At 68.1% G+C, this 25,774-nt stretch carries 17 protein-coding genes; 9 read left to right on the top strand and 8 right to left on the bottom strand.

Features of this window, described 5'->3' with window-relative positions; translation table 11 throughout:
• Nucleotides 1–278 precede the first annotated feature (278 nt).
• The 4 genes from CUJ89_RS20555 to CUJ89_RS20570 form a co-directional block, all read right to left on the bottom strand.
• A complete protein-coding gene (locus tag CUJ89_RS20555; protein ID WP_114179315.1) occupies nt 279–1,007 on the bottom strand; it encodes a class I SAM-dependent methyltransferase in 729 nt (242 codons plus the stop codon).
• A 41-nt stretch (nt 1,008–1,048) separates the two neighbouring features.
• Entirely contained in the window at nt 1,049–1,630 is a 582-nt protein-coding gene (locus CUJ89_RS20560; RefSeq protein ID WP_114179316.1) for an HD domain-containing protein, read from the bottom strand.
• A 107-nt stretch (nt 1,631–1,737) separates the two neighbouring features.
• On the bottom strand, nt 1,738–2,295 hold the full coding sequence (locus tag CUJ89_RS20565) for a helix-turn-helix domain-containing protein (RefSeq protein WP_114179317.1): 558 nt from the start codon (nt 2,293–2,295) through the stop codon (nt 1,738–1,740).
• A gap of 84 nt (nt 2,296–2,379) precedes the next feature.
• On the bottom strand, nt 2,380–3,018 hold the full coding sequence (locus CUJ89_RS20570; protein WP_114179318.1) for a hypothetical protein: 639 nt from the start codon (nt 3,016–3,018) through the stop codon (nt 2,380–2,382).
• Nucleotides 3,019–3,353: 335 nt separating this feature from the next.
• Here CUJ89_RS20570 and CUJ89_RS20575 point away from each other — a divergent pair, with 335 nt between their 5' ends.
• From CUJ89_RS20575 to CUJ89_RS20585, 3 genes are all read left to right on the top strand, one after another.
• The gene (locus CUJ89_RS20575) at nt 3,354–4,757 is read left to right on the top strand and encodes an HdeD family acid-resistance protein (RefSeq protein ID WP_114179319.1); all 1,404 of its coding nucleotides are present in this window, start codon (nt 3,354–3,356) and stop codon (nt 4,755–4,757) included.
• Between the two features lie 94 nt (nt 4,758–4,851).
• A complete protein-coding gene (locus CUJ89_RS20580; RefSeq protein ID WP_114179320.1) occupies nt 4,852–5,430 on the top strand; it encodes a hypothetical protein in 579 nt (192 codons plus the stop codon).
• A 184-nt stretch (nt 5,431–5,614) separates the two neighbouring features.
• Nucleotides 5,615–6,346, top strand: coding sequence for a ribonuclease T2 (locus CUJ89_RS20585; protein ID WP_114179321.1), 732 nt, complete (start codon nt 5,615–5,617; stop codon nt 6,344–6,346).
• A gap of 136 nt (nt 6,347–6,482) precedes the next feature.
• Here the strand turns inward: CUJ89_RS20585 and CUJ89_RS20590 are convergent, their stop codons facing one another.
• On the bottom strand, nt 6,483–7,118 hold the full coding sequence (locus tag CUJ89_RS20590; protein WP_114179322.1) for an isochorismatase family cysteine hydrolase: 636 nt from the start codon (nt 7,116–7,118) through the stop codon (nt 6,483–6,485).
• A gap of 532 nt (nt 7,119–7,650) precedes the next feature.
• On the opposite strand from CUJ89_RS20590, the gene CUJ89_RS20595 reads away from it, so the two are divergent.
• On the top strand, nt 7,651–8,949 hold the full coding sequence (locus tag CUJ89_RS20595) for an NAD(P)/FAD-dependent oxidoreductase (RefSeq protein ID WP_114179323.1): 1,299 nt from the start codon (nt 7,651–7,653) through the stop codon (nt 8,947–8,949).
• A gap of 183 nt (nt 8,950–9,132) precedes the next feature.
• On the opposite strand, the gene CUJ89_RS20600 is transcribed toward CUJ89_RS20595, so the two are convergent.
• A complete protein-coding gene (locus CUJ89_RS20600) occupies nt 9,133–10,047 on the bottom strand; it encodes a glutaminase (RefSeq protein ID WP_114179324.1) in 915 nt (304 codons plus the stop codon).
• 220 nt (nt 10,048–10,267) lie between these two features.
• Here CUJ89_RS20600 and CUJ89_RS20605 point away from each other — a divergent pair, with 220 nt between their 5' ends.
• Together CUJ89_RS20605 and CUJ89_RS20610 are read left to right on the top strand one after the other, a co-directional pair.
• Nucleotides 10,268–10,978, top strand: coding sequence for a response regulator (locus CUJ89_RS20605; protein ID WP_114179325.1), 711 nt, complete (start codon nt 10,268–10,270; stop codon nt 10,976–10,978).
• Between the two features lie 64 nt (nt 10,979–11,042).
• Entirely contained in the window at nt 11,043–12,173 is a 1,131-nt protein-coding gene (locus CUJ89_RS20610) for an ATP-binding protein (RefSeq protein ID WP_114179326.1), read from the top strand.
• Between the two features lie 84 nt (nt 12,174–12,257).
• Here the strand turns inward: CUJ89_RS20610 and CUJ89_RS20615 are convergent, their stop codons facing one another.
• Nucleotides 12,258–14,651, bottom strand: a complete 2,394-nt coding sequence (locus CUJ89_RS20615) for a patatin-like phospholipase family protein (protein WP_114179327.1) — start codon at nt 14,649–14,651, stop codon at nt 12,258–12,260.
• 270 nt (nt 14,652–14,921) lie between these two features.
• Between CUJ89_RS20615 and CUJ89_RS20620 the strand changes: the two genes are divergently transcribed.
• Together CUJ89_RS20620 and CUJ89_RS20625 are read left to right on the top strand one after the other, a co-directional pair.
• Nucleotides 14,922–15,956, top strand: coding sequence for a rod shape-determining protein (locus CUJ89_RS20620; RefSeq protein WP_114179328.1), 1,035 nt, complete (start codon nt 14,922–14,924; stop codon nt 15,954–15,956).
• Between the two features lie 220 nt (nt 15,957–16,176).
• Nucleotides 16,177–16,836, top strand: a complete 660-nt coding sequence (locus CUJ89_RS20625) for a YdcF family protein (protein ID WP_114179329.1) — start codon at nt 16,177–16,179, stop codon at nt 16,834–16,836.
• Nucleotides 16,837–17,437: 601 nt separating this feature from the next.
• Here CUJ89_RS20625 and CUJ89_RS38565 read toward each other — a convergent pair.
• Entirely contained in the window at nt 17,438–17,701 is a 264-nt protein-coding gene (locus CUJ89_RS38565) for a hypothetical protein (protein ID WP_236655047.1), read from the bottom strand.
• A gap of 1 nt (nt 17,702) precedes the next feature.
• Here CUJ89_RS38565 and CUJ89_RS20630 point away from each other — a divergent pair, with 1 nt between their 5' ends.
• On the top strand, nt 17,703–25,613 hold the full coding sequence (locus CUJ89_RS20630; RefSeq protein WP_236655048.1) for an autotransporter-associated beta strand repeat-containing protein: 7,911 nt from the start codon (nt 17,703–17,705) through the stop codon (nt 25,611–25,613).
• The last annotated feature ends 161 nt before the right edge of the window (nt 25,614–25,774 follow it).

The raw sequence follows: 25,774 nt of genomic DNA on the forward strand, positions 1-25,774 counted from the left end.
CGGCGATGCGTGCGGCCGAGCGGGACGATCCGGTCGGCGTCGCATGCCGGGCGTGTTGCCCGCGACGGAATCCGCGTACGCATCGCGCGGGCGTGCCGAATCGAATCAGGCGCTCATGGTAAGCGAGGAATTCGCGCCAAATCGTGTGGAAATTGTGCTGAATTGTGCGAGCACCGCGCCGGAGCGGGGGCCGGGCGGCGTCATTGTTGCGATCTGTGAACGCGGCGGGGAAGCAGCGGAGAAGGGGACGCGGGCTGGTGCGTGTCCGGCGGCCCGCGTTACCGCTGCGCGGCGATGATCGCCATCATCGGCCGGTCGCGTTCCTCGTCGAGCGCGGGCATCGCGTCGACCTGTGCCGGCGTCGGCCCCCATTCGTCCAGGTGCGTGAGCGTGAAGCCGCTGCCGATCAGCAGGTTCACGAGCGTGCCGAGCGTGCGGTGCTGCTTGACGATGCCCGGCGCGAGCCAGTCGGTCACGCGCTCGCCTTCGCGCTGGTAACCGTCGAGCGGCCAGGACCGGTTGCCCTGCGTATCGACGACGAAGCCGGGCCGGCGCGGCGCCGTATAGACCGGATGCTCGATCGAGAACACGAGCCGCCCGCCCGGCACGAGCGCGCGATGGATCGTGTGCAGCAACGTGTCGAGGTGCGCGATGTAGTGGAACGCGAGCGAGCTGTATGCGAGATCGAACGCGGCGTCCGGCATCGCGAGCGTTTCGAGGTCGGCGCGGCGGTACGTGATTGCGGGATGCGCGGCGGTCGATGACGCGCGTTCGAGCATGCGTTCGGAGACGTCGACGCCGAGCACGCTCGCCGCGTGCTGGTCGGCCGCCCAGCGGCTGAACCAGCCGTAGCCGCAGCCGAGGTCGAGCACGTTCAGGCCGTGCAGGTCCGGCAGCAGCGCGCGCAGCGCGGGCCATTCCGGTGCACCGTCGAGGCCGTGGATCGAGCGGTTCAGCCGGCTGTAGCCTTCGAAGAAAGCCGGGTCATCGTAGATATTCTGCGTCATGCGGAGAGCCTCGTGCGAGCAGGGCGCCCGATCCCGCGAGCTTACGCGCGGTGCCCGCCCGCGTCGATCCTGCGTTGCGTGTCCGCATCGACGATGTCGCGGATCGCGCTGAACAGCGGCGCGGCGTCGGTATAGCGCCGGCCGTAGCCGAGATTGAACGCGTAGTCGAAATCAGGCGGATTGCTGCCCTGGTTGTGTTGCAGGATCGTCTCCAGCTTGTCGAGCGCCTTCGCCGCGCGTGCTTCGGGCGACGCGGCCGCCTCGTATTCATCCCACAGCGCGACGATCTCGTCGCGCAGCGCGCGATCGAGCGAAACCGTCAGCGTCAGCAGGTCGTCGCGTTCGTGCGCACTTTTGTCGGGGTGCGCGGCCTGCTCGATCGCGGGGATGTCGCCGTGCAGCGCCTCGCCGAGATCGTGGACGACGCACAGCTTCAGCAGCTTCAGCGTGTCGATGCCGGGCAGCGCATCGGCGAACACGAGCGCCATCAGACACAGCCGCCAGCTATGCTCGGCCGTGCTTTCCGCACGCCCGGCCGACGTGTGGCCGCTGCGCAGCACATCCTTCAGGCGTTCGGCTTCGCGCAGGAAATCGAGTCGTGCGTGGATCGTATCGGGGTTCATGGTCACTGGGTCCGTACGGAGAGCCGTCAAGCGTACGTCGTGCGGCGGCGGCGCGTCCACGCATGAAATATGCGCGGCCGCGTTCGCGCGCTGGCTCCGGGCAGGCGCTAGAGCGTTTCGACGAGCCGTGCGGCCGAGCCGTCCGACAGCGTCATCCGCGTCCACCGGCACATGCTGCCGCGGATCGGCACGACGCGCGACGCATTCGCGCCGGTGTCGAACTCGACGCTGGGCGGCCCCGCGCGGTCGTGCCAGCCGAGCGTGTCGAGCGCGGCTTCCATGCGGACGATCTCCGGCGTCGCGTAGCGCCACAGCGACGTGCCGAGCAGCATCGGCAGCGGCTGCGAGAACTCGGCCGCGCGTGCCGGCGAGCTTGCGAGCAGGCGGTGCGTGAGATCGCACACGAGATGCATGCGTCCAGCACTACCAGCGATGAGCCGCGCGAGCGCGCGGTCACCCGCGGAATCGACGCGTGCGGCGAGCAGCCGCTCGGCCGTCGCGCGCTCGTCGGGCGACATCTGCTGGATGCCGGCCTCCCAGCGGGAGATCGTCGATTGCGCGACGCCGAACAGCTCGGCGGCGTGGCTCTGCTTCACGCGGTGCAGCAGGCGCCAGCGCTTCAGTTGCGGGCCGAGCGGTGGCGTGTGAAGCGGTGAGGCGGTCATGGCGATGCTCCGGTTGCGGTCGTCGTGTGCGCTCGCGTGTCGCGGGCTGCTGCCACCGGCGCTGCACGGGCGCCGCGCGCGCCTTTACATGATCCGGATGCCGCCGCTTGCCTGGATCGCGATGGCCGCGAACGGCACGAGCACGATGCCGCCCAGCACGAGCACGCCGTCGGCGGCAACCGTGACCGGCGTGGCGAGAATCCGCAGACCCATGCCGACGACGGATGGCGATTCCTTGATGTAAACCGAGTACGGGCGGTTGAACGGCTGCGCAGCCGCCTTGTCCTGCTCGACGAAGCCTTCGGTCGAATAGCGCTTGCCGCCGATGTCGCCTTCGAGCACGAGGCCGGCCGGCGCACTGGTGAATCCGTCAGCGGCGGCCGCCTGCCGATCGTCGTCCGACGCGACTTTCGGCAACACGATCCGGTAGTGGCCGGTGACGCTGCCGCCGCTCGCATGAAAGCCGATAAACGTCGTGCGCAGCGATTTCCGGTAGCCGGACAGCAGTACCGGCCGCAATTGGGCTGGCAAATCGAAGATGTAATGGTAGCGCCTGCCCAGGACGACCAGCTTTTTGCCGTCCTCGGTAATCATGAATCCGGACACGTCTTCGCTGTATGTGTCGTCCTTGTACAGCGCCGGCGTGAAACAGCCCGACAGCGCGAGGCTGCTTGCGGCCATGCCGGCAGCGAGCAGGCGCCGGCGTGTGATCGATATGCTCATTTTTTGTTGTCCCGTCTGGTGCGGTTCAGAGGCTTTCGCCCTCGGAAGCAGGATTCTGGCGTATCCGCCGCACGTTGTCGAACGGGAAATCTGCCGTGGCAGCGGGCGGCGGGCCCGTCGGCGCCGCGCCCAAAAGGTTTTCGGCAGGCTTTCAACTGACTCCGTCATATCTTATTATTCGCCCAGAGCGGCGCGTGCCGGCCGCCATCGGTCATGCTGAAGCATGACGCGCCGGCAACGATTGCCGCCTCCCGACAGGCGCGTCGCACGGCGCGCGGTCGACACGACAGGAAACGCGAGGCCGCGCGTTTCCCGAAAAATGACACGAGGGCGCGATGGTACGACTGGTGTTGCTGCTGCTGGGCATCGAATATCTGCGAACCCGCTGGCGCGGGCTGACCGTGTTCGGCTGGCTATGGGTGGTCGCGGGCGTCGGCATCTTCGTCGACGCGCTCGACGGCGCGCTGCATTTCCCGATCGAGCTGTTTGCGTGGCTGTTCCTGATCGAGGGGCTCGCGACGCTCGCGGTGGCCGGCAGCGGCGTCGGCGGGCAGCGCATCCTGCGCTACGTGAAGGGCATCGTGGTCGTGGTGGCCGCGGGGCTCGTGTTCGCCGGGCATCACCACGGCCACTTCCTGCTGTCGATGATCTTCGGCACGCTGTTCCTTGTCGACGGGCTGCTGCAGTGCACGTCCGCATGGATGGTGCGCTACCGCCGCTGGAACGTCGCGTTCGCGTGGGGTGTTGTCGAGATCCTGCTGGCGGTCTTCTTCTTCCAGCCGTACCCGACTCACTACGCGGGCACCGTGCCGTACTGCCTCGGCCTGCTGCTGATGTTCGGCGGGATGCACATGCTGAGCCTCGCCGCGCGCGTGCGGCGGATGACGCGCAACCCTGCGTTCGCGACGTCGCCTTCGCCGGCGATCGCGCCCGACCTCGACGATGCGCGCGACCTGCCGCATTTCGCGCAGTCCGAATGGGACGGCCCGCCGGCCGACGGCGAGCACGCGCTCACCGTGCACGTGTGGACGCCGACCGGCACGTCGAAGGCCGAAGCGCAGCGCTATCCGGTGATCGACCGCTATATCGCGGCGGTGGACGTCAACGGCGTGATCTCGACCGGACATGCGGCGCTGGAGTCGCCGGAGGGCATTTATATCAGCCTGTATCCGGGTGTCGAAATAGATCGTTCTCCGGACGAATTCACGCGCATCCTGCGCGCGACACGCGAGAACGACGTGCCGGGCCTGTTCCAGCCCGACTACGCGACCGAGTCGAACGCGTGGTGCCCGTCGACCGTTCGCGTGCGGATCCGCAACTACGATCCGGCGAAGCTGGACGCATTCTGGACGTCGTACCGGCAGAACGTAACGTACAACCTCACGTACCGGAACTGCTCGAGCACCGTGTCGAACGCGCTCGAAGCCGCGCTCGACGGCGCGGTGTGGCGGCTGAAGGGCGCGCGTGCCGGGTGGGGCGCATTCGTGCGGCTGCTGCTCACACCCGAGCTGTGGGTCGCCGCGCAGATCCGCAAGCGCGCGGTGACGATGGCGTGGACGCCCGGGCTGACGCTCGACTATGCGCGCGCGCTCAGCATGCTCGCCGACCCGCGGCCGTTCGCGTGGTGGAAGGTCGCGCGCTCGGCGGTGAAGGCGATCATGGCGTCGCGCCGCGCGTGGCGCGAGCAGGACAGCGCGGCGCTGTCGCCCGGTGGATCGGAGGCCGCGTCGATGAAGTGATCGCGTGGCGCCGGACGAGGGCCCGGCGCCGCGGGGGCCGCCACCGTGTGGCCCGGCGATGCTGCCCGCCATAAAAACCCACAGACGAAAAACAATGAACAAGACGAGAGCATTCCGCATCCTGATTCCCGCTTCGCTTGCGCTGGCAAGCGCCGGCCTCGCGCATGCGAGCGCGGACGAAGTGCCGCGCATGAGCAACGACGTGTACCGGACCTCGGTGTCGTTCTGCGCGAACGTCGCGGCCGCCGAGAAGATCGCGTGCCAGGGCGACATGATCGCCGCGGGCAGCCGGATCGTCGCGGCGATCGGCGGCCTGCCGCCCGCAACCGCGACGTCGATCGACGAAGGCGCGCGCAGCAAGCTGCCGGCGGCGGAGCGCAAGGGGCTCGCGCCCGTCGAGCCGGGTGCGATCGACAAGGACGACGACGTGGCCGGCCTGGCCGGCATGGTGCGTCTGTGCGACGTGTACGAATCCGCGCCGGCGTCGCGCGCGCGGCATCACGCGGCGCTGAAGCAGCAGGCGCCGGACGCCGCGCCGCGTGTCGAGGCGTTGCTGACCGATTCGTCGACGATAGCGCGCCAGCGCGTCAGCGTCGGCGTGTGGCAGATCCTCGTACTCGAAGGTCCCGAATCGGTCACGCGCGCATGCACGCAGCTGGGCGCCGGATCGTGAGCGACGGCGTACCGCCGGCATGGCGGTACGCGTCAGCCCTGTACTGTATCGGGTAGGCCGCGCCACCGGACATCATTCGGCCACCTTCACATTCGTGCCACGTTGCGGCAGCAACAATCGCGGGCAGACATTCGACAATCTTGCGGCGCATCCCGCGACCGCAAGCCTTTTCCGAGGAAACGCCATGCTCAAGACGCTCGCCCGCGCCGCTGCCGCACTCGTTGTCGCTTCCGCCTCGCTGCACGCCACCGCGCAGACCAGCTACGACTACCTGTTGCTTGCCGCCTCGTGGGAGCCCGGCTTCTGCGCGTCGCACGATACGCCCGAATGCACGAACCTCGCCGGTTCGTATGCGGCGACGAGCCTGTCGCTGCATGGCCTGTGGCCGAACCGGTACGACGGCAACCAGCCGTTCTACTGCGGCGTGCCGCAGAGCGACGTCGACCTCGACAACGCGCACCAGTGGTGCAGCATGGACGCCTATCCGATCAGCAGCGCGACCCGCAACACGCTGTCGACGTACATGCCGGGCGTCGCATCGTGCCTCGACAAGCACGAGTGGTTCAAGCACGGCACCTGCTCGAACTCGGCGTCGCCCGATGCGTACTGGAACCAGGCGTCCGGGATGATCAACCGGCTCGGCAACACGTCGTTCAACGCCTACCTGCAGGCGAACGCGGGCAAGACGGTGACGCGCAACCAGTTGCTGTCCGCGTTCGAAGGCGCGTTCGGCAGCAATACGCGCAGCGCAGTGTCGCTGAAGTGCACGAAGACGAATGGCGTCAGCTATTTCACCGAAGCGTGGATCGCGGTGAAGACGAATGCGGCCACGCAGTTCCCGAGCGCCGCGTCGCTCGTGACGGACGGCAATACGCAAGGCACGTGCCCGACGTCGGGCGTGTATATCGCGAAGTAAGGGGGAAGGTGGTCGGTGCTGTCAAACCTGCTTCGGCGGAATGCCCGACCACAGCATCGACCTCATTCCGGCGGGGATCGCAACCGCCCGGCAAGCCTCCCTTCTGCGGGCGGCTTCGGGCGATGCGGTCGGTCCGTCACGCGAGCAGCCGCAACGCGTTCGTGAGCGACAGCACCGTCGTGCGCGATTCGAAGGCGGTGGAGAACAGATGCTCGTGGACCACCGGGTCCGGGTCGTAGCAGCAATCCTTGACCGTATACAGGCGGAAGTCCGCGTCGCTCGCGTAGGCGATCGACGACAGCATCACGCCGGTCGACGCGATGCCGACCATGATCAGCGAATCGACGCCTTGCGCGACCAGTCGCGCCTGCAGATCGGTGCCGAAGAACACGCTGGCGCGATGCGCGACGATCAGCGGCTCGTCGGCCTGCCGGGCCAGCTCCGGCGACGGGCCGTCGTCGAGGAAAAGGCCGAGCTGCTTGATGCCCTGACCGTTCTTGTTGAGTGGACTGACTTCCGGATAGCCGGGGCTGAACCGGAGATTGGCGAACCAGACGCCGACGCCGCCGGCCCGCGCCGCGTCGCATAGCCGGCGCGTATTGGCGAGCAACGCGGGCGCGACCGACGGAAAGAGTCCGAGGATGTCGGTCTGGTAATGCATGACGAGCAGCGCGGTTTGCGATGGCGCGATGGCCGGAATCGGCGCGGATGCGCTGCCGCCGGCGCGCGCGTGGGCTGCTATCGAGACATCTGATGCGTTGTCCGGATTCATGCGTGATGTTCTCCAGTAACCGCTGCGGGGTTTCAGAAAATCGATTGTTCCGTATACGTCGTCAAGCACTTCAGCGCCAGCGAGCTTGCACGCTGGAAATATAAACTAACATGTGATTCCTTCGGCACCGACCGGACGGGCGAGCGCCACGCCGCCTTTGGCTTCCGGCCGTTGCGCGAGCTGGAAGCGACGGGGTCCTTTCTCGCCTTAGTGTTTCCGATCAGGCTGCTTTGGGTTAGTCTGGGCGCGCAACTCGGCTGCCGTTCGCCCAGGCGTTCCGACGCCGAAATATCTGCTTCGCTGTGCCTCCCTCGTGCTCGGTGCGTTTACTGTGACGGTCGCTCTGTCTGCCTTGCATTGAATGGCGGAAAACGATGAGAGTGTCGGTCCGGGTCGAAAGAATGGGCCCGTCGACATCGCGCTCAAGTGCTGTGGGCCAACGCGGACGGTGCCCGAGGGGAAAGCTGACCGAAGTCAGCCATAGCATTTTTGCTTTGATCCATGAATACGCCATTTTTTGGAAGCCAGCGCAATGAACTCATCGAAAAGCGATTCGAGCCGACCTGACGTGCTGATTATCGGCGGCGGGCCCGCTGGTGCGACAGCGGCTGCCTTCTTGGCGATGAAAGGACGCGACGTTGTGCTCGTGGAGAAGGAAGCACATCCGCGCTTCCATATCGGCGAAAGCCTGCTACCACGTAACCTCGACATTTTCGAGCGGCTCGGCGTTCTGGATCAGGTACGAGAGATCGGTGTTCATAAGCCGGGCGCAGAGTTCGTCTCGGACCGTACGGGCCGCAGCTGCGCGTTTCCGTTCGAAAACGCACTGAATCGAGACCGTACGCACGCCTGGCAAGTACGGCGTGCGGACTTTGATGCCTTGTTGTTCAGACACGCCGTCGCGCGCGGGGCCGAGTGTTTCGAGCGTACTCGTGTCACGGAAGTGAAGCTGGACGATGCCGGCGGACGTCACGTCGTGTCCGCGCAGGATGAATCGGGCGGCACCCGCGAATGGCATCCGCGCTACGTGCTCGACGCTTCGGGCCGCGATACGTTTCTCGCGTCGCGGATGAAGGTCAAGACCTCGAACAAGTACAACAACACGGCGGCCGTTTATGCGCATTTCACTGGCGTAGGGCGTCGAGAAGGCGAACTCGCGGGCTACATCAGCATTCATCTTGCGGAGGATGGCTGGTTTTGGCTGATCCCGCTACCCGGCGACACAATGAGCATTGGCTTTGTCGGCAATCAATCGGCGTGGAAAGAGCGCAAGGGAACGCCGACCGATTTGCTGACCGAGCGCATCGCTTCGAGCCCGACCGTCTCGGCTCGCGCGCAAGGCGCACAGCGCGTATCGGACGTCTACAGCACGGCCAATTACAGCTATCGCGCACGCGTGGGCAACGGTAACGGTTTCCTGATGATCGGCGATGCCTACGGATTTGTCGATCCGATGTTCTCGACCGGCGTATTGATGGCGATGACTAGCGGAGAACTCGGCGCCGAGGTCGCCCACGTTTGGCTCGACGATCCGGCACGAGGAAAGAAGCTTGCGCAAGCAGCCAACAAAGAATTGTCAGCGGCAATGGATCGGATCAGTTGGCTGATCTATCGAGTGAACGATCCTGTCATGCGTACGCTTTTCATGGCCCCGTCCAATCGCTTGTGGATGCGAGACGGCATCGTCAATCTGCTGGCAGGAAATCTCCGGGGGAGCTGGCGCGCTGCAATCCCGGTGATGTGCTTCAAGGGCGTGTATCACGTGCTCTCGGCACTGCACCGGCGTGGGATCGAGATTTCGCTGCCGGAGATGCCCGCGCCTAGAACCTGATCGAACTGGATACTTGGCCCCGCTCCGCAGCGACCGCTTACCGATTGCGCATCGGACTTTGCCGAAAGCACCAGCGACGGACCGCAATGGGGCGATGGCTGCCGAGTGACGAATTCTCCATTGAGTGTGCCGATATTCACCGGCCGCCGTTGCGCCAGATGAGGCACGCTTGACTTCGATACTTCAAAAGATCGACCGCCCCGAATAGGTCGTCAACCATTCCAAAGCCAGCGTGCCCGCCAGCGAGTTCCCGTTCGCATCGAGCCCCGGCGCCCACACGCACACGGCCATCTCGCCGGGCAGCACCGCGACGATCCCGCCGCCGACACCGCTTTTCGCGGGCAGGCCGACGCGGTACACGAAATCGCCGGCCGCATCGTAGGTGCCGCAGGTCAGCATCAGCGCCGACAGGCGCTTCGCGGAACTCGAATCGACGATCCGCTCGCCGGTCACCGGCGCGACGCCGCCGTTCGCGAGGAACAGCGCGGCTTGCGCGAGTTCGACGCAGTTCATCGTGATCGCGCACTGGCGGCAATACGCATCGATCACCGTATCGGGCGGCATCTGCATGTTGCCGAAGCTCGCCATGAAATGCGCCATCGCGCGATTGCGCTCCGCGTGCAGCAGTTCCGACTGGGCGACGCGCGAATCGTAGTCGATGTCGGTGGCGCTGATCAGCCGCCGCACGAATTCGACGAGCGCCGTCTCGGCCTTCACGAAGCGGCGGCACAGCACGTCGGTGACGACCAGCGCGCCGGCGTTGATGAACGGATTGCGCGGCTTGCCGCGCTCGCTTTCGAGTTGTACCAGCGAATTGAACGCGTTGCCGGACGGTTCGCGGCCGACCCGTTCCCACAGTGCATCGCCCAGCAACTGGAACGCGAGCGTGCACGCGAACAGCTTCGAGATGCTCTGGATCGAGAAGCGCTCATGCGAGTCGCCGACCGTGTAAACGTTTCCGTCGAGCGTCACGACGGCCATCCCGAACTTGTCGGCGGGCACTTTCGCGAGTTCGGGAATGTAGTCCGCGACCCGTCCCTGGCCAATCCAGGGGGCGAGTTCGGTGTGGATGCGTTCGAGGATCGATTGATAATTCATTACGTCAGGCGGGTAGGTGCGCGGTCCGGATTCCGGCGAGCCCGTATGGAACCGTCTCGGCGCCGATTCGTCAAGCGCGGCCGACATCGTGCCCTTATTTTTTGAGACGGGCAAACGGGCAATCGGCGGGCGCAGTATCATGCGGTACGTTTCGGCCGATGGCCGGCGTCCGGCACCTGCCGGCGCCGCCGCGGCCTCTCCGATGATCCGACCGCTGCCCATGTCTTTTCGCATCCTGCTCGTCGAAGACGACACCCGCCTGTCCACGCTGATCGCCGGCTACCTGCGCAAGAACGACTATGAAGTCGACACTGTGCTGCATGGTGACGCCGCGGTGCCGGCGATCCTGTCCATTCGTCCCGATCTCGTCATTCTCGACGTGAACCTGCCGGGCAAGGACGGCTTCGAAATCTGTCGCGAGGCGCGCAAGCAGTACGACGGCGTGATCATCATGGTGACGGCGCGCGACGAGCCGTTCGACGAACTGCTCGGCCTCGAGTTCGGCGCGGACGACTACGTGCACAAGCCGGTCGAGCCGCGCATCCTGCTCGCGCGGATCAAGGCGCAACTGCGCCGCGCACCCGCGCGCGTGGCCGAGAGCGCCGCGCCGCAGCCCGAGCGCTTCGCGTTCGGCAAGTTCTCGATCGACCGCACCGACCGCACCGTCGTGCTGCCCGACGGCAGCACGCCCGATCTCACGTCGGCCGAGTTCGACCTGCTGTGGGCGCTCGTGTGCCATGCGGGCGAAGTCGTCAGCCGCGACGACCTGATGCTGCAGTTGCGCGGGGTCGAATTCGACGGCCTCGACCGCACGATCGACGGGCGCATCTCGAAGTTGCGCCGCAAGCTGCGCGACGACGCGAGCAACCCGCAGCGGATCAAGACGATCCGCAGCAAGGGTTATCAATTCAGCAAGCACGCGTGGGAATGACGCCGCCTTCGCGCGACGCCGTCAGGTTCCGCGCGGGCATTCCGCCCGCCGGCCGGGAGCCGCGATGATCCGACGAACCCGTTCGCACCCCGATGCACCGCCGCTGCCGACGCTGCGCTACGTCAAATGGCGCTGGCTGCATTTCCGCCGCGCGTGGACCGACACGCGCGCCGACCGCATTCCGAGCTGGTCGCGCCTGTACGTGCGCACCTACCTGCATCTGCTGGGCCTCGTGCTGCTGACTGCGCTCGTGCCGGCGCTCGCGCTGTGCGTCGAATTGTCGCCGCAGGTCGTGTGGCATGCATTCGACTCGCTGCCGGGCGATATCTGGATCGTGCTCGCGTTCGTGTTCGCCGCCCCCGCGCTCGCGGCGTACCGGTGGATGCGGCCCGTCTGGTCGGATCTCGTGATGGTGCGCGAACGCGCGATCGACTTCACGGGCGGGCGCTTCAACACGCGTGCGCGCGAATCGCACAGCGTGATCATCGGCCCGCTCGCGCGTACGCTGAATGCGCTCGCGATGCGCATGGAGCGGCTGATCGCCGCGCAGCGCGATCTCACGAACGGCATCTCGCACGAGCTGCGCACGCCGCTCGCGCGTGTGCGCTTCGCGCTCGAAATGCTGCGCGAACCGGGTTCCGCGGCCGAATACCAGGGCGCGCTCGAGAGCATCGCGCAGGACGTGACCGAGCTCGAGGAGTTGATCGACATGAGCCTCACGTTTGCGCGGCTCGAATACAGCTCGCTGCAGTCGAGCCTGGAGTTGACCGCGCCCGTCGCGTGGTTCGAGCATCAGGTCAGCGACGCGCAACTGCTGTATCCGGAGCGCGCGATCGAGTCGCGCATCGCGATCGCGTCGGACCTGCGCGTGAAGATGGACCGGCGGCTGATGTCGTACGCGATACGCAACCTGCTGCGCAACGCGAGCAAGTATGCGAAATCGCAGATCGTCGTCGGGATCTCGCTCGTGCACGGCAATATCGGAATCTTCGTCGAGGACGACGGCCCCGGCGTGCCCGAGAACGAACGCGAACGGATCTTCGACGCATTTGTGCGCCTCGACCGCCGCACCGGCGGCTACGGACTCGGCCTCTCGATCACGCGGCAGGTGCTCCATGCGCACAACGGCCGGATCGCGGTCGTCGATCCGGTCGAACTCGGTGGCGCGCGGTTCGAGATCAGCTGGCCGGTCTAGCGGCCTGTCCGGCGTAGCCGGACAATGCGGGCAACCCGGTCGCCGTGCAGCGGAGGCCGCCGCGGCGACCTCCGCGCGCCAGGGTCAGTACGTGCGACCGAGCTGCAGGTAGATGTTGCGCCGGCCGCCCGGCGCGAGCGCGACACCCATGTACAGCGGGCCGAACGCGGTCGACAGGCTCGTGAAGAACGTATAGCTCTGCTTGAGCGCGCCGCCGCCGACTTTCACGCCGCTCGACCACACGTTGCCGACTTCCGCGCTGGCGCCGACCGACAGTGCCTTGACCGGGGACGCGTTGAACGTCATCAACTGATTCATGTAGGTCACGTTCCCGTACGCGAGCTCGTTGCCGGTCAGCTGGTCGGCCGCATACGCGGCCAGGTGCTGGAACCCGCCGAGCGTGAAGTTGAACGCGTTGATCAGGTTGGTGCCGCCGATGCTCTTGCCGCCCTCGATCGTTGCGCTGACGCTGTGCCGGCCGAACTGCTGCGCGATCATCGCCTTGCCGTAGATCTCGGTGTAAGGCGTGTTGGACGTTTCGGCGAGGTCCTCCGCGGACTGGCTGTTGTGCGACCACAGCGAGCGTTCGACACGGAGTTCGGTGTAGTAACCCCTGCGCGGGAACATCGGATCGTCGAGCTGATCGATGACGAGCCGCGCGCGCGCGGTCAGCGCCTGCGACGTGAAGCTCGGCCAGATCAGCGTCGAGCTGCCGTCGTCGAACGGGAACGGCAGGTTGTAGTTCGGCGAGCCGTGCCCGGTCGCGTAGCCGATGCCCATCCGGAAGTCGCCAAGCCGGGCGATCGGCAGGCCGAAGTCGATCCCGGTGCGCGCCGTCTGCATCAGGTACTGGTTCAGTTTCACCTCGCCGCTGTTGTCGTACAGGTTGACGTAGCGACGCTGATATTCCGCATAGGGCGAAATGTAGAAACCGTATGCGGCTGGCAGCGGCTGGCGCAATTCGACGCGCGCCGACTGCAGGTCGCTGCCGATCGTCGTATCCGCGCGGAACTCGAGCCCCGATTCGGTGAGCCACGGCCGCCGGTAGCCGACATGCAGGCGGAAGCCGCCCTCGTCGGTCGAACTGCTCGACAGGCCGAGCCCGAACAGCAGGAAATTCGGCCCCCAGTATTTTTCGCGCGCGTTGATCTCGAGCACGTTGTCGTCGCCGTGGCTCACGATCTGCTGGGTGACGCTCTCGAAGTTGCCGCCCGTCGTCAAGCCGAGCAGGTCCTGGCTGACGACCTGCGGGTCGTAAGTGTCGCCGGGCTTCACGTGCAGCGCGTCGCTGACGACCCGCTTCGGCACGCCCCCGCTGGTCTCGATGTCGATGCGCGTGATCCGGATCGGCGGCGGCAGCGGCTGCGCGTGGGCCGACCGGTAGGTCGCGTACTGTTCCGGCGTGAGCGCGAAGCGCTGCAGCTTGGGCAGCGCGGCGGTCGCGGCGGCCGCGCCGGCGGCGATCGCCTGCTTCGCGTTCTGGAAATCGGTGAACGCGAGCGCGCCGAGGTCCGGCGTGAGCAGCACGTCCTGCGCGTCGAGCTGCTTGCGCTGCGCGGTCACGTTCTGGCGGATCAGGATGCCGACCATCTGCTGCATCACGTCGGCGGGCGACGCGAGCGCGTCCAGCGGGCGCAGTTGCGAGCCGATGTCGACGGCGATCACGACGTTCGCGCCCATCTGCCGCGCGGTGTCGACGGGCAGGTTGCTGACGAGGCCGCCGTCCACGAGCGCGCGCCCGTTGATCTCGGCAGGCGCGAACAGGCCGGGCATCGCCATGCTCGCGCGGATCGCGAGCGGCAGCGAGCCGTGGTCGAGCACGACCATCTGCCCCGTCTGCAGGTCGGTCGCGACCGCGCGGTACGGGATCGGCAGCCGGTCGAACGGCTGGTTGGTCGGCACGACGGCCGTCCAGTTCGCGAGCAGCGCCTGCAGCCGGTTGCCCTGCACGAGGCCGACCGGCGCCTTCACGCCTTTCTTGCCGAAGCCGAGCGTCAGGCCGTTGATGTACAGGCGTTCGTCTTCCCGGCTGGCTTGCGGCAGGTCCGCGCGATCCGTCACGTCGAACGCGATATCCGCGAGGTTGACTTCCGACAGCCGCTTCTGCATCTCGACGGCGGCCATCCCGCTCGCGTACAGGCCGCCGACCACGGCACCCATGCTGGTGCCCGCGATGCAGTCGATCGGGATGCGGTTGTCCTCCAGCACTTTCAGCACGCCGAGGTGCGCGTAGCCGCGCGCGCCGCCGCCGGACAGCACGAGGCCGATCGACGGGCGGCCGGCCGGGCCGCCGTCGGCCGTGCAGGTGTGCCCGGCCGTGGCGGGCGCGGCAGCCGGCGCGTTCGCGGCGGCTGCCTGAGGGGCGGCGGATTCGGTGGCCGGCAGCGGCTGCGCGGCGACCGTGCAGCACCAGAAGGCGACGAGCGTCGTGCAGAGCGGGCGCACCCGCGTCCAGCGGAGGGAAACGGTCGCTGTCATGGTGGAAATACCTGGCGTGATCGGGCGTCTGAGGCCTGCCGGGAGCAGGCAAGACCGAGAGGTTACCGTGTTTTACAGGCGCAACGCGAGAGAGCGTTGCGTAGCCAGGCGCGTCCGGAACGGCACTTTCGGCAATTTCGTCGCGAAAAAATCATCGGAATTATCTAAAGTATCGGAACGATTTGCCGCTAAGCTCGTGATGGGGCGGCATCGACGCGCTGCAAGAATGCGGCGCGGCTGTCCCGGCCCGTTCGTTCACAAAGGTTTGATATGTCGACACCGCTGTTCGGAAAGTTGTTTGCGCAACCCGTTGCGATCGACCCTGGAACGGCGAGTACGCAGATCTATACGCACGAACGCGGCGTGGTGCTGAACCAGCCATCGGTCGTCTGCTTCCGCAAGGCCGGCGCGACCGACGCGCGGCCGACGCTCGAGGCGGTCGGCGAGCTCGCGAAAGCGCTGCTCGGCCGCGAACCGGGGCATCTCGAATCCGTGCGGCCGATGCGGCACGGCGTGATCGCCGACGCGCACGCGGCCGAGCAGATGATCCGCAGCTTCATCGACATGTCGCGCACGCGTTCGCGCTTCGGCCGCCGCGTCGAGGTCACGCTGTGCGTGCCGTCCGATGCGACGGCCGTCGAGCGCCGCGCGCTCCGCGAGGCCGCGTTCGCGGCGGGCGTGTCGGAGGTCGAACTGATCGAGGAATCGCTGGCTGCCGGGCTCGGCGCGGGCCTGCCGGTGACCGAGCCGGTCGGCTCGATGGTCATCGACATCGGCGGCGGGACGACCGAAGTCGCGGTGATCGCGCTCGGCGGCATCGTCTACCGCGAGGCGATCCGCGTCGGCGGCAACCAGTTCGACGCGGCGATCGTCAACCATATCCGCAACCTGTACGGCGTGCTGCTCGGCGAGCAGACGGCCGAGCACGTGAAGAAGACGATCGGTTCGGCCACCAGCGCGGTGCCGCGCGCGTCGACGCGGGCGGTCGGGCGCAGCATCGGCGACGGCCTGCCGCGCTCGGTCGAGCTGTCCAACCACGACGTCGCGGACGCGCTGGCCGCGCCGCTCAAGCAGGTGATCGGCGCGGTGAAGTCGGTACTGGAAAACGCACCGGCCGAACTCGTGACCGACATCGCGCATCGCGGCGTGGTGCTGACGGGCGGCGGCGCGCTGCTCGCCGGTCTCGAACGTCTGCTGTACGACGAGACGGGGGTGATCGCCCGGATCGCCGACGAACCGGCCACCTGCGCGGTGCGCGGCGCCGGCGAGGCGATGGGGCGGCTCGCGATGTGCCCGGTCGATTGATTCGGTCCGGGCCGCGCGGCGCGGCCATTCGCATGCTTTCGATTTCGGTATTGCCGGCGCGCTTTCCCGGGCGCGCTCCGTCGGTCATCGTGCCGAAAGGCCGATAGCAGTCCGGCATCGGTCCGCCGCGTGGACACGCGCGAGCGCGCCATGCTAGCGTTACGCGCTCATGCGGGGCCGGGCCAGCCGGCACGCGCGACGACCTGAGAGACCGAAAACCTTGAAAGACCACACCAAACGGGGCGTTGCAGCCCGAACGGGCCGGCTGCTGGCCGTCGTCGCGTGCATCTGGGTCGCCGCGGCCGTCGCGCTCGTCGTATACGGGATGCGGATGCCGAGCGAGCCGGCCGACGTGGCCGTGATCTTCGGCAACGCGCTCGACGACACCGGCGCGCCGAAGCCCGTGCTCGCGGCCCGGCTCGACGTCGGCGTGCGCTGCTACCGCACGGGGCAGTGCCCGGCGTTTCTGGTCAGCGGCGCGATCGACGGCCCCGGGCTGAACGAGGCGACGGCCATGCGCGACTATCTCGTGGCGCGCGGCGTGCCGGCGGCCCGGATCGCCGTCGACGACCAGGGCGACAACACGCTCGCGACCGCGCAGCACACGCTCGCGTACCTGCAGGCGCACCGCCTGTCGCGCGTGCTGATCGTCAGCCAGTACTACCATCTCGCGCGGGCGCGCCTTGCGTTCGAGCGTGTCGGCATCACGCGGGAGAACATCTCCGCCGCGTACCCGCGCCGCTTCCAGCTGCGCGATGTCTATTCGAGCTGGCGCGAGGTGCCGGCCTACGCCGTCTATGCGGTGCGTCTGTGGGCGAATCCCGATGCACGGCCGGTCTCGTTCCGGCCGATGCTTTACCTGATGCGCCTGTTTTCGTAACGCGACGCGCGGGGGCGAACGCGTCCGGCGCGCATGATTTTCTCCGCCCTTCGTCGGGTTTCCTGCCGTTTCGCACCGGATGCGGTGTCCCTTCTGTGCTCGCCGGCCGCACGTGTGCCATCGGCGCTGGACTCGCGATAACGTTGTGCTTTTCAGGGTTGGTGCAGGGCGGAAATAGGGGCGATTTGCGAAACGCCTGAAAATCCCGTTTTATCCAATGATTAACCGGTCGCGAATTATCTGCGTCGGTGATCCGTCAGAATGAAAATATTGCGCTGCAAAAATACGTGTGTCTCGAATCATGGCGGTATACCCGCGTTTTCACGGATGCGGCGATGTCGATGTTTTTGAGAAAAATCAAAAGAGACGGACGGAAAATATGCGGGACACCGTCGCCAGGCAAGCGGCGGCGGGTAAAAAATACACGCTTCCTGGCCCTTGGTCCGATAGGTAAACATCGACTGGAAAATGGCGTGAGTTTGATATAGCCTTGTCTGACAAAAGGCACGGCAGTAATCAAATCAACCAGAAATCCGCTGTATAAAAACAGGGGCAAGCGTCATGTCATTCGACTAGTTTCGCATCCGCAACCCGGGGCCGATTAAAGATTCATCCACGAATAAGCCGACGTCGCATCGCGACCGCCGGCGCGGACGCTTTTGTCCGTGATTTTCTGCCGCCGGTTGTTCGGTGCGACCGCAATGCCAATACCAAAGCCAATAACTGGGGGAAACATGAACCTTGCGCGTTCGAAAAAAGCCGGCGAGCCGATTCCGAGATTCCTGTTGCCGACGGGCGTTTTCCTGGCGTTGTCCGGCGCCGGCATCGTTCCCGCCCACGCGACCTGCAGCACGGCAGGCACCACGGTGACCTGTTCCGGCGTCGCGAACCCGCTGGCTCCCAGTTACGCGAACAGCGCGAACAACCTGAACGTGACGGTCAACCCGGGCTCGAGCGTGGGCGTGCTGCTCGGTGTCGGCGGCACCGCGATGTCGCTGAGCGGCAACGGCGTCACGCTGACCAACAACGGCACGATCGACCCGTCCGCGCTCGGCTCGGGGCTCGGCATCCTGTCGAGCGGCACGCAGATCGGCAATGCGTCGGCGAGCACGACGACCGTGACCAACAACGGCACGATGAAAGGCTCGACGGGCGTCGCGCTTTCCGGCGTCACCGGGATGGCGCTCGGCGTGCAGAACGGCACGGGCGGCGTGAGCAACATCACCAACACCGGCACGATCGGCTCGACGCCGCTGGTCGGCGCGACGCTGGTCGGGGCGGACGCGCCGGTCGTGGTTGCCTACGGCGGCGGGCAGGTCAACTTCAACAACAGCGGGACGATCACCGGCCGCGTCGCGTTCCAGTCGTCCGGCACGCCGGGCGTGGGCAACACGTTCGTCAACTCGGGGACGATCAACGGCAGCGTGTCGATGGGCGCGAACAGCACCAACACGTTTACCGCGGTCACCGGTTCGTCGGTGAATACAGCCGGCGGGACGGGCCTTTCGCTCAATCTCGGTATCGGCGCGGTCACGGTCGGGTTCGCGGCGACGGGCGTCGTCGATGGCGGCGCGGGCGGTAACAACACGCTGACGCTCCAGCAGGGTGGATCGACGACGGGCACGATCAACAACAGCAACTACATCAACTTCAATCACCTCGATATCACGAGCGGCAGCTGGACGCTCAATGGCGCATCGACTGCCCAGGATGCGACGCTGTCCGGCGGCACGGCGATCATCACCAGCAACGGGTCGCTCGGCACCGGCACCATCACGGCCACCGGCGGCGCGCTGCAGGCGGGCGCGGCGGGGCTCGACGTCGCCAACGACGTGGCGCTCGGCACGGGCGGGCTGACGGTGCAGGGCGCGACCGGGCTCACGCTGTCGGGCACGGTGGTGGGCGGTGGCGCGCTGACGAAGAACGACGGCGGCACGCTGACGCTGTCGGGCGCGAACGGCTATACCGGCGGCACGAACCTGAATGGCGGCACGATCGTCGTCGGCAACAATCAGGCTTTGGGCACCGGCACGCTGACGGTCGGCGCCAACGCGACGCTCGACAGCAGCCTGGCGGTAACGATCGCGAATCAGGTGGCGGTGAATTCAGGCGCCGCGCTGACGCTCGGTGGCAGCAACGCGATGACCGTCGCCGGCGGGATCTCGGGGGCGGGCGGCCTCGTCAAGAGCGGTGCGGCCACCGCGACGCTGACCGGCGCCAACACCTACACGGGCGGCACGACGGTCAATGCGGGCACGCTGGCGCTGGGTGCGGGCGGCTCGCTCGCGGCGACGGGCGCCGTGAACCTCGCCGGCGCGGGCGCCGGCTTCGACATCAGTGGTTCGGGCGCGAACCAGACGATCGGCGCGCTGAGCGGCGTGGCCGGCTCGACGGTCGCGCTCGGCGGCAACGGGTTGACGTTCGGCGACGGTACGAACCAGACTTTCGGCGGCACGATCGCGGGCACGGGCGGGATCACGAAGCAGGGCAGCGGCACGGAAACGCTGACAAGCGCGAACACGTACACGGGCGGCACGACGATCAACGGGGGCACGCTGGCGCTCGGCGCAGGTGGTTCGCTCGCGGCGACGGGCTCGGTCAACCTCGGCACGGCGGGTGCCGGTTTCGACATCAGCGCGGCGGGCCCCAACCAGACGATCGGCGCGTTGTCGGGCGTGGGCGGCACGACCGTGTCGCTCGGTGCGAACACGCTTACGTTCGGCGACGCGACGAATCAGACGTTCGGCGGATCGATCGGCGGCACGGGCGGCATCGTGAAGCAGGGCGCCGGCACCGAAACGTTGACGGGGGCGAATGCGTACACGGGCGGCACGACGGTCAACGCGGGCACACTCGCGATCGGCGCAGGTGGTTCGCTGTCGGCCACCGGCACCGTGAATCTCGCGAATGCGGGCGCGACGCTCGACGTCAGCGCGGGCGGCAACCAGACGATCGGCTTGCTGAACGGCGCGGCCGGTTCGGCCGTGAGCCTCGGCGCGAACAACCTGACGCTCGGCAGCAGTACGAACGGGTCGTTCGGCGGCACGATCGGCGGCACGGGCGGGATCACGAAGTCGGGCTCCGGCACGGAGACGTTGACGGGCACGAACACTTATACGGGCGGTACCACGATCGCCGGCGGCACGCTGGCACTCGGCGCGGGCGGCTCGCTCGCGGCCACGGGGGCGGTCGGCCTGACCGGTGCGGGCGCAACGTTCGACGTGAGCGGTTCGGGTACGAACCAGGCGATCGGCGCGTTGAGCGGCGTGGCCGGCTCGACGGTCGCACTCGGCGGCAACGGGTTGACGTTCGGCGACGGCACGAACCAGACCTTCGGCGGCGCGATCACGGGCACGGCCGGCGTCACGAAGCAAGGCAGCGGCACCGAAACGCTGACGGGTGCCAATACGTACACGGGCGGCACGACGATCAATGGCGGCACGCTGGCGCTCGGCGCGGGCGGTTCGCTCGCGGCGACGGGCTCGGTCAACCTCGGCACGGCGGGTGCCGGTTTCGACATCAGCGCGGCGGGCCCCAACCAGACGATCGGCGCGTTGTCGGGCGTGGGCGGCACGACCGTGTCGCTCGGTGCGAACACGCTTACGTTCGGCGACGCGACGAACCAGACGTTCGACGGTTCGATCGGCGGCACGGGCGGCATCGTGAAGCAGGGCGCCGGCACCGAAACGCTGACCGGTGCGAATACGTATACCGGCGGTACGACGGTCGATGCCGGCACGATCGCGATCGGCGCGGGCGGTTCGCTGTCGGCCACCGGCACCGTGAATCTCGCGAACGCGGGCACGGCGCTCGACGTCAGTGCGGCGACCACGCCGCAGGCGATCGGCGGTCTCGCGGGCGCGGCCGGCTCGACGGTCAATCTCGGCGCGAATGGCCTGACGCTGGGCGACGCCGGCAATCACACGTTCGGCGGCACGATCGGCGGCACGGGCGCGATCGTGAAGTCGGGCACGGGCACCGAAACGCTGACGGGCACGAACACGTATACGGGCGGCACGACGATCGCAGGCGGCACGCTCGCGCTCGGCGCAGGCGGCAGCATTGCCGGAGGCAGCGCCGTGAACCTGAGCGGCGCGGGGGCGACGTTCGACATCAGCGGGGCAGGCGCGGGCCAGACCATCGGCGCATTGAGCGGCGTCGCCGGTTCGGCGATCGCACTCGGCGGCAACGGGCTGACCTTCGGCAATGGCACGAACCAGACCTTCAGCGGCGCGATCACCGGCACGGGCGGTGTCACGAAGCAAGGCAGCGGCACCGAAACGTTGACGGGTGCCAACACGTACACGGGCGGCACGACGATCGATGCAGGCACGCTGGCGCTCGGCGCGGGCGGCAGCCTCGCGGCGACGGGCACCGTGAATCTCGCGAATGCGGGCGCGGCGCTCGATATCAGCGCGGGCGGCAACCAGACGATCGGCGCGCTGAACGGCGCGGCCGGTTCGGCCGTGAGCCTCGGCGCGAACATCCTGACGCTCGGCAGCAGTACGAACGATACGTTCGGTGGCGCGATCGGCGGCACGGGCGGCATCGTCAAGCAGGGCACGGGCACCGAAACGCTGACGGGCGCGAACACATATACGGGCGGTACGACGGTCGGCAGCGGCACGCTGGCACTCGGCGCGGGCGGCAGTCTCGCGGCCACGGGCGCGGTCGGCCTGACCGGTGCGGGCGCAACGTTCGACATCAGTGGTTCGGGCGGGAACCAGATGATCGGCGCGCTGAGCGGCATGGCCGGCTCCACTGTCGCACTCGGCAGCAACGGGCTGACCTTCGGCGACGGCACGAACCAGACCTTCGGTGGCGCGATCACGGGTACGGGCGGGATCACGAAGCAAGGCAGCGGCACGGAAACGCTGACGGGCGCGAACGCCTTTACGGGCAACACGACGATCGCGGGCGGCACGCTTGCGATCGGTGCGGGCGGCAGCCTGTCGTCGAGCAACGCGGTGAACCTGACGGGCACGGGCACGACGCTCGACATCAGCGCGGGTGGCGGCACGTCGATCGGCGCGCTGAACGGCGTGGCCGGAGCCAACGTGACGCTCGGCGCCAACACGCTGACGTTGGGCAACAGCACGAACGGCACCTTCGGCGGCACGATCGCCGGCACGGGCGGGGTCGTCAAGCAGGGCAGCGGCACCGAGACGCTGACGGGCACGAACACGTACACGGGCACGACGACGATCAACGCCGGCACGCTGGCGATCGGTGCGGGCGGCAGCATCGCATCGTCGGGCACAGTGGACCTCGGCAGCGCGGGGACGACGCTCGACCTGAGCGGCGCGGGCGCGAACCAGACGATCGGCGCACTGATGGGCGCGGCCGGTTCGACGGTCGCGCTGGGCGGCAACGGCCTGACCTTCGGCAGCACGGCCAGCCAGACGTTTGCCGGCGCGATCACGGGCACGGGCGGCGTCACGAAGCAAGGCAGCGGTACCGAAACGCTGACGGGTGCGAACACGTACACGGGCGGCACGACGATCAACGGCGGCACGCTCGCGCTGGGCGCGGGCGGCAGTCTCGCTACGGGCAGCGCCGTCAACCTGAGCGGCACGGGCACGACGTTCGACATCGGCGCGTCCGGTGCCAGCCAGACGATCGGCACCTTGAGCGGCTTGGCAGGTTCGACGGTCGCACTCGGCGCGAACGGGCTGACGCTCGGCAGCGGCGGCGGCAGCGCGGCATTCGGCGGCACCGTCGCGGGCACCGGTTCGCTGACGAAGACCGGCGCGGGCACCGAAACGCTGACGGGCGCGAACACGTACACGGGCGGCACGACGATCGATGCGGGCACGCTGGCGCTCGGTGCGGGCGGCAGCCTCGCGGCCACGGGCGCGGTCAACCTGAACGGCGCGGGCGCATCGCTCGACCTCGGTGCCGCAGGCGCGAACCAGACGATCGGCGCGCTGAGCGGCGTCGCCGGTTCGACCGTCGCGCTCGGCGGCAACACGCTGACCTTCGGCGACGGCACGAACCAGACCTTCGGCGGCGCGCTCGGCGGCACGGGCGGGATCGTGAAACAGGGCGGCGGCACGACGACGCTGACGGGGGCGAACACGTACGGCGGCGCGACGACGATCGACGCGGGCAACCTCGTGATCGGCGCGGGCGGCAGCCTCGCGGGATCGACGACCGTCAACCTGGCGACGTCCGGCGCGGGCTTCACGCTCGGCACCGGCGCCGGCACGCAGACCGTCGCCGGCCTCGCCGGCGTCGCGGGCACGACGGTTGCGCTCGGCGGCAACACGCTGACGCTCGGCGGCGCGGCGAACACGTCGTTTGGCGGCACGATCGGCGGCACGGGCGCGCTCGTGAAGAGCGGCACGGGCACGCAGACGCTGTCGGGCAACAACACGTATAGCGGCGGCACGACGGTCGCGGGCGGCACGCTCGTGCTCGGCAGCAACGGCGCGCTCGGCACGGGCGCCGTGACGGTCGGCGCGGCGAGCACGATCGATACGACGGGCGCGGTGAATCTCGCGAATGCGGTCGCGTTGAATGCGAACGCAACGATCGGCGGCACGCAGGACCTGACGCTGTCGGGCGTCGTGTCGGGCGCGGGCGGCCTCGTCAAGGATGGCCAGGCGACGCTGACGCTGAACAACAGCAACACGTATCAGGGCGGCACGGTGGTCAACGGTGGTGCAGTCGTGCTCGGCAACGGCCAGGCGCTCGGCACCGGCAGCCTCACGCTGAACGGCGGCAGCCTCGCGCTCGGCAGCACGAACGTGACGCTCAGCGGGCTGAGCGGCGCGGCGAACGGCACGCTCGACACCGGCACGGGCACGCTCACGGTCGCGGGCGGCGGCACCTTCGGCGGCACGCTGACGGGCGCCGGCGCGTTGGCCAAGAGCGGCAGCGACACGCTCGTGCTGACCGGCGCGAGCAACTACACGGGCGGCACGACCGTCGCCAGCGGCACGCTGCAGATCGGCAACGGCGGCACGTCGGGCAGCATCGCCGGCAACGTTGCCGATGCGGGTGCACTGGTCTTCAATCGCTCGGACAACCTGTCGTTCGGCGGTGCGATTTCCGGCGCGGGTTCCCTGACGCAGGCCGGCAGCGGGCAACTGACGCTGACGGGCACGAGCACGCTGAGCGGCCCGACCACGGTCAGCGCGGGCACGCTCGCCGTCAACGGGTCGCTCGGCCAGTCGACCGTGACCGTGCAGAACGGCGCGACGCTGACGGGCACCGGCACGATCGGCGGCCTCGTGGTGCAGGGCGGCGCGACGGCGGCCGCATCGCAGCCGGGCGCCGCGCTGAACGTGGCCGGCAACGTCACGTTCCAGCCGGGTTCGACGTTCCAGGTCGCGGCCACGCCGCAGCAGAGCGGCAGCCTCGCGGCGGGCGGCACGGCGACGCTGAACGGCGGCACCGTGCAGGTGCTCGCGAACCAGGGTAGCTACCAGCCGAGCACGACCTACACGATCCTCACCGCATCGTCGGGCGTGCAGGGCGCGTTCAGCCAGGTGAACGCGAACTACGCGTTCCTGATGCCGAAGCTCACCTACGATCCGGATCATGTGTACCTGCAACTGGTCCTGAACGGCACCTCGCTGCCCGACGTCGCGACGACACCCAACCAGCGCTCGGTCGCGACCGCGCTCGGCGGGCTCGGCGCCGGCAACCCGTTGTACGACGCGGTGCTGACGACCGACGCGGGTACCGCGCGCCGGGCCTACGGATTGCTCGACGGCGAACTGCAGGCGAGCCTGAAGAGCATGCTGCTGCTCGACAGCCGCTATGTGCGCGACGCGGTGACCGATCGCGTCCGCCAGGGTCTGGCGCCCGGATCGGGCCCGCTCGCGGCGCTGTCGTCGGGCGGCGCCGCGCTGTGCGGCGACAACACGGCCGGCGCGGTCGACCCGACGCTGCCGCCGGAACGCCGGATCGGTTCGCGCGAGGGCTGCTACGGCGGCACGCCTTATCAGCCGGTCGTGTGGGGGCAGGCGTTCGGCGGCCGCAGCCGGCTCGCCGGCGACGGCAACGCGTCGACGATCAAGCGCAGCATGACGGGCTTCATCGCCGGCGCCGACATGGCGCTCAACGACAAGTGGCGTGCCGGCCTGGCCGCGGGCGTCACGCACAGCTCGCTCGACAACGACCAGAGTTCGTCGGCGTCGGTGAACAGCTACTACCTGTCGCTGTACGGCGGCGCGCAGTATGGTGCGCTCGGGGTGCGCGGCGGCGCGTCGTACACGTGGTACCGGATCAACAGCGACCGTTATCCGGGCTTTGCGGGCTTCTCCGATCACGACTCGGCCGGCTACGACGCGAATTCGGCGCAGGTGTTCGGCGAAGTCGGCTACGCGCTGCCGGTCGGGCCCGTCGCGATCGAACCGTTCGCGGGCCTCGCGTACGTGAACCTGCATACCGACGGCTATACGGAAAGCGGTGGCGCGGCTGCGCTGCGCGCCGGCGGCGAGACGACCCACGTCGGCTTCTCGACGCTCGGCGTGCGTGCGGCGTCGCAGCTCGGCTCGATCGCGAGCGGCACGTTCACCGCGCGCGGGACGGTCGGCTGGCGGCATGCGTTCGGCAACGTGCGGCCGTCGTCGGCGTTCACGTTCGCGAACGGCGGCACGTCGTTTCAGGTATCGGGCGTGCCGATTGCTCGCGACAGCGCGGTGCTCGAGGCCGGCATCGACGCGAACATCACGAAGCGCCTGACGCTCGGCCTCACGTACAGCGGCCAGTACGGCAGCGGCGTGCGCGACAACGCGGTGCTCGGCAACATCCTGTGGAAGTTCTGACCGGCGCCTGACGCGCCAGCCTCTGCGCGCCCGCGCGCGACGCCATGCGGCGACGGAAACGTCGCATGGCGTCGCGGCTGCTTCAACGCTGCGCACGTCCCCCGTTCTGGCCTATCCTGTGCGAAACACGCGACGCGCGCCGCGCGTTGCGCCTCGACACA

Origin of the sequence: Burkholderia pyrrocinia, assembly GCF_003330765.1 — a bacterium.
Classification (GTDB): Bacteria; Pseudomonadota; Gammaproteobacteria; order Burkholderiales; family Burkholderiaceae; genus Burkholderia; species Burkholderia pyrrocinia_B.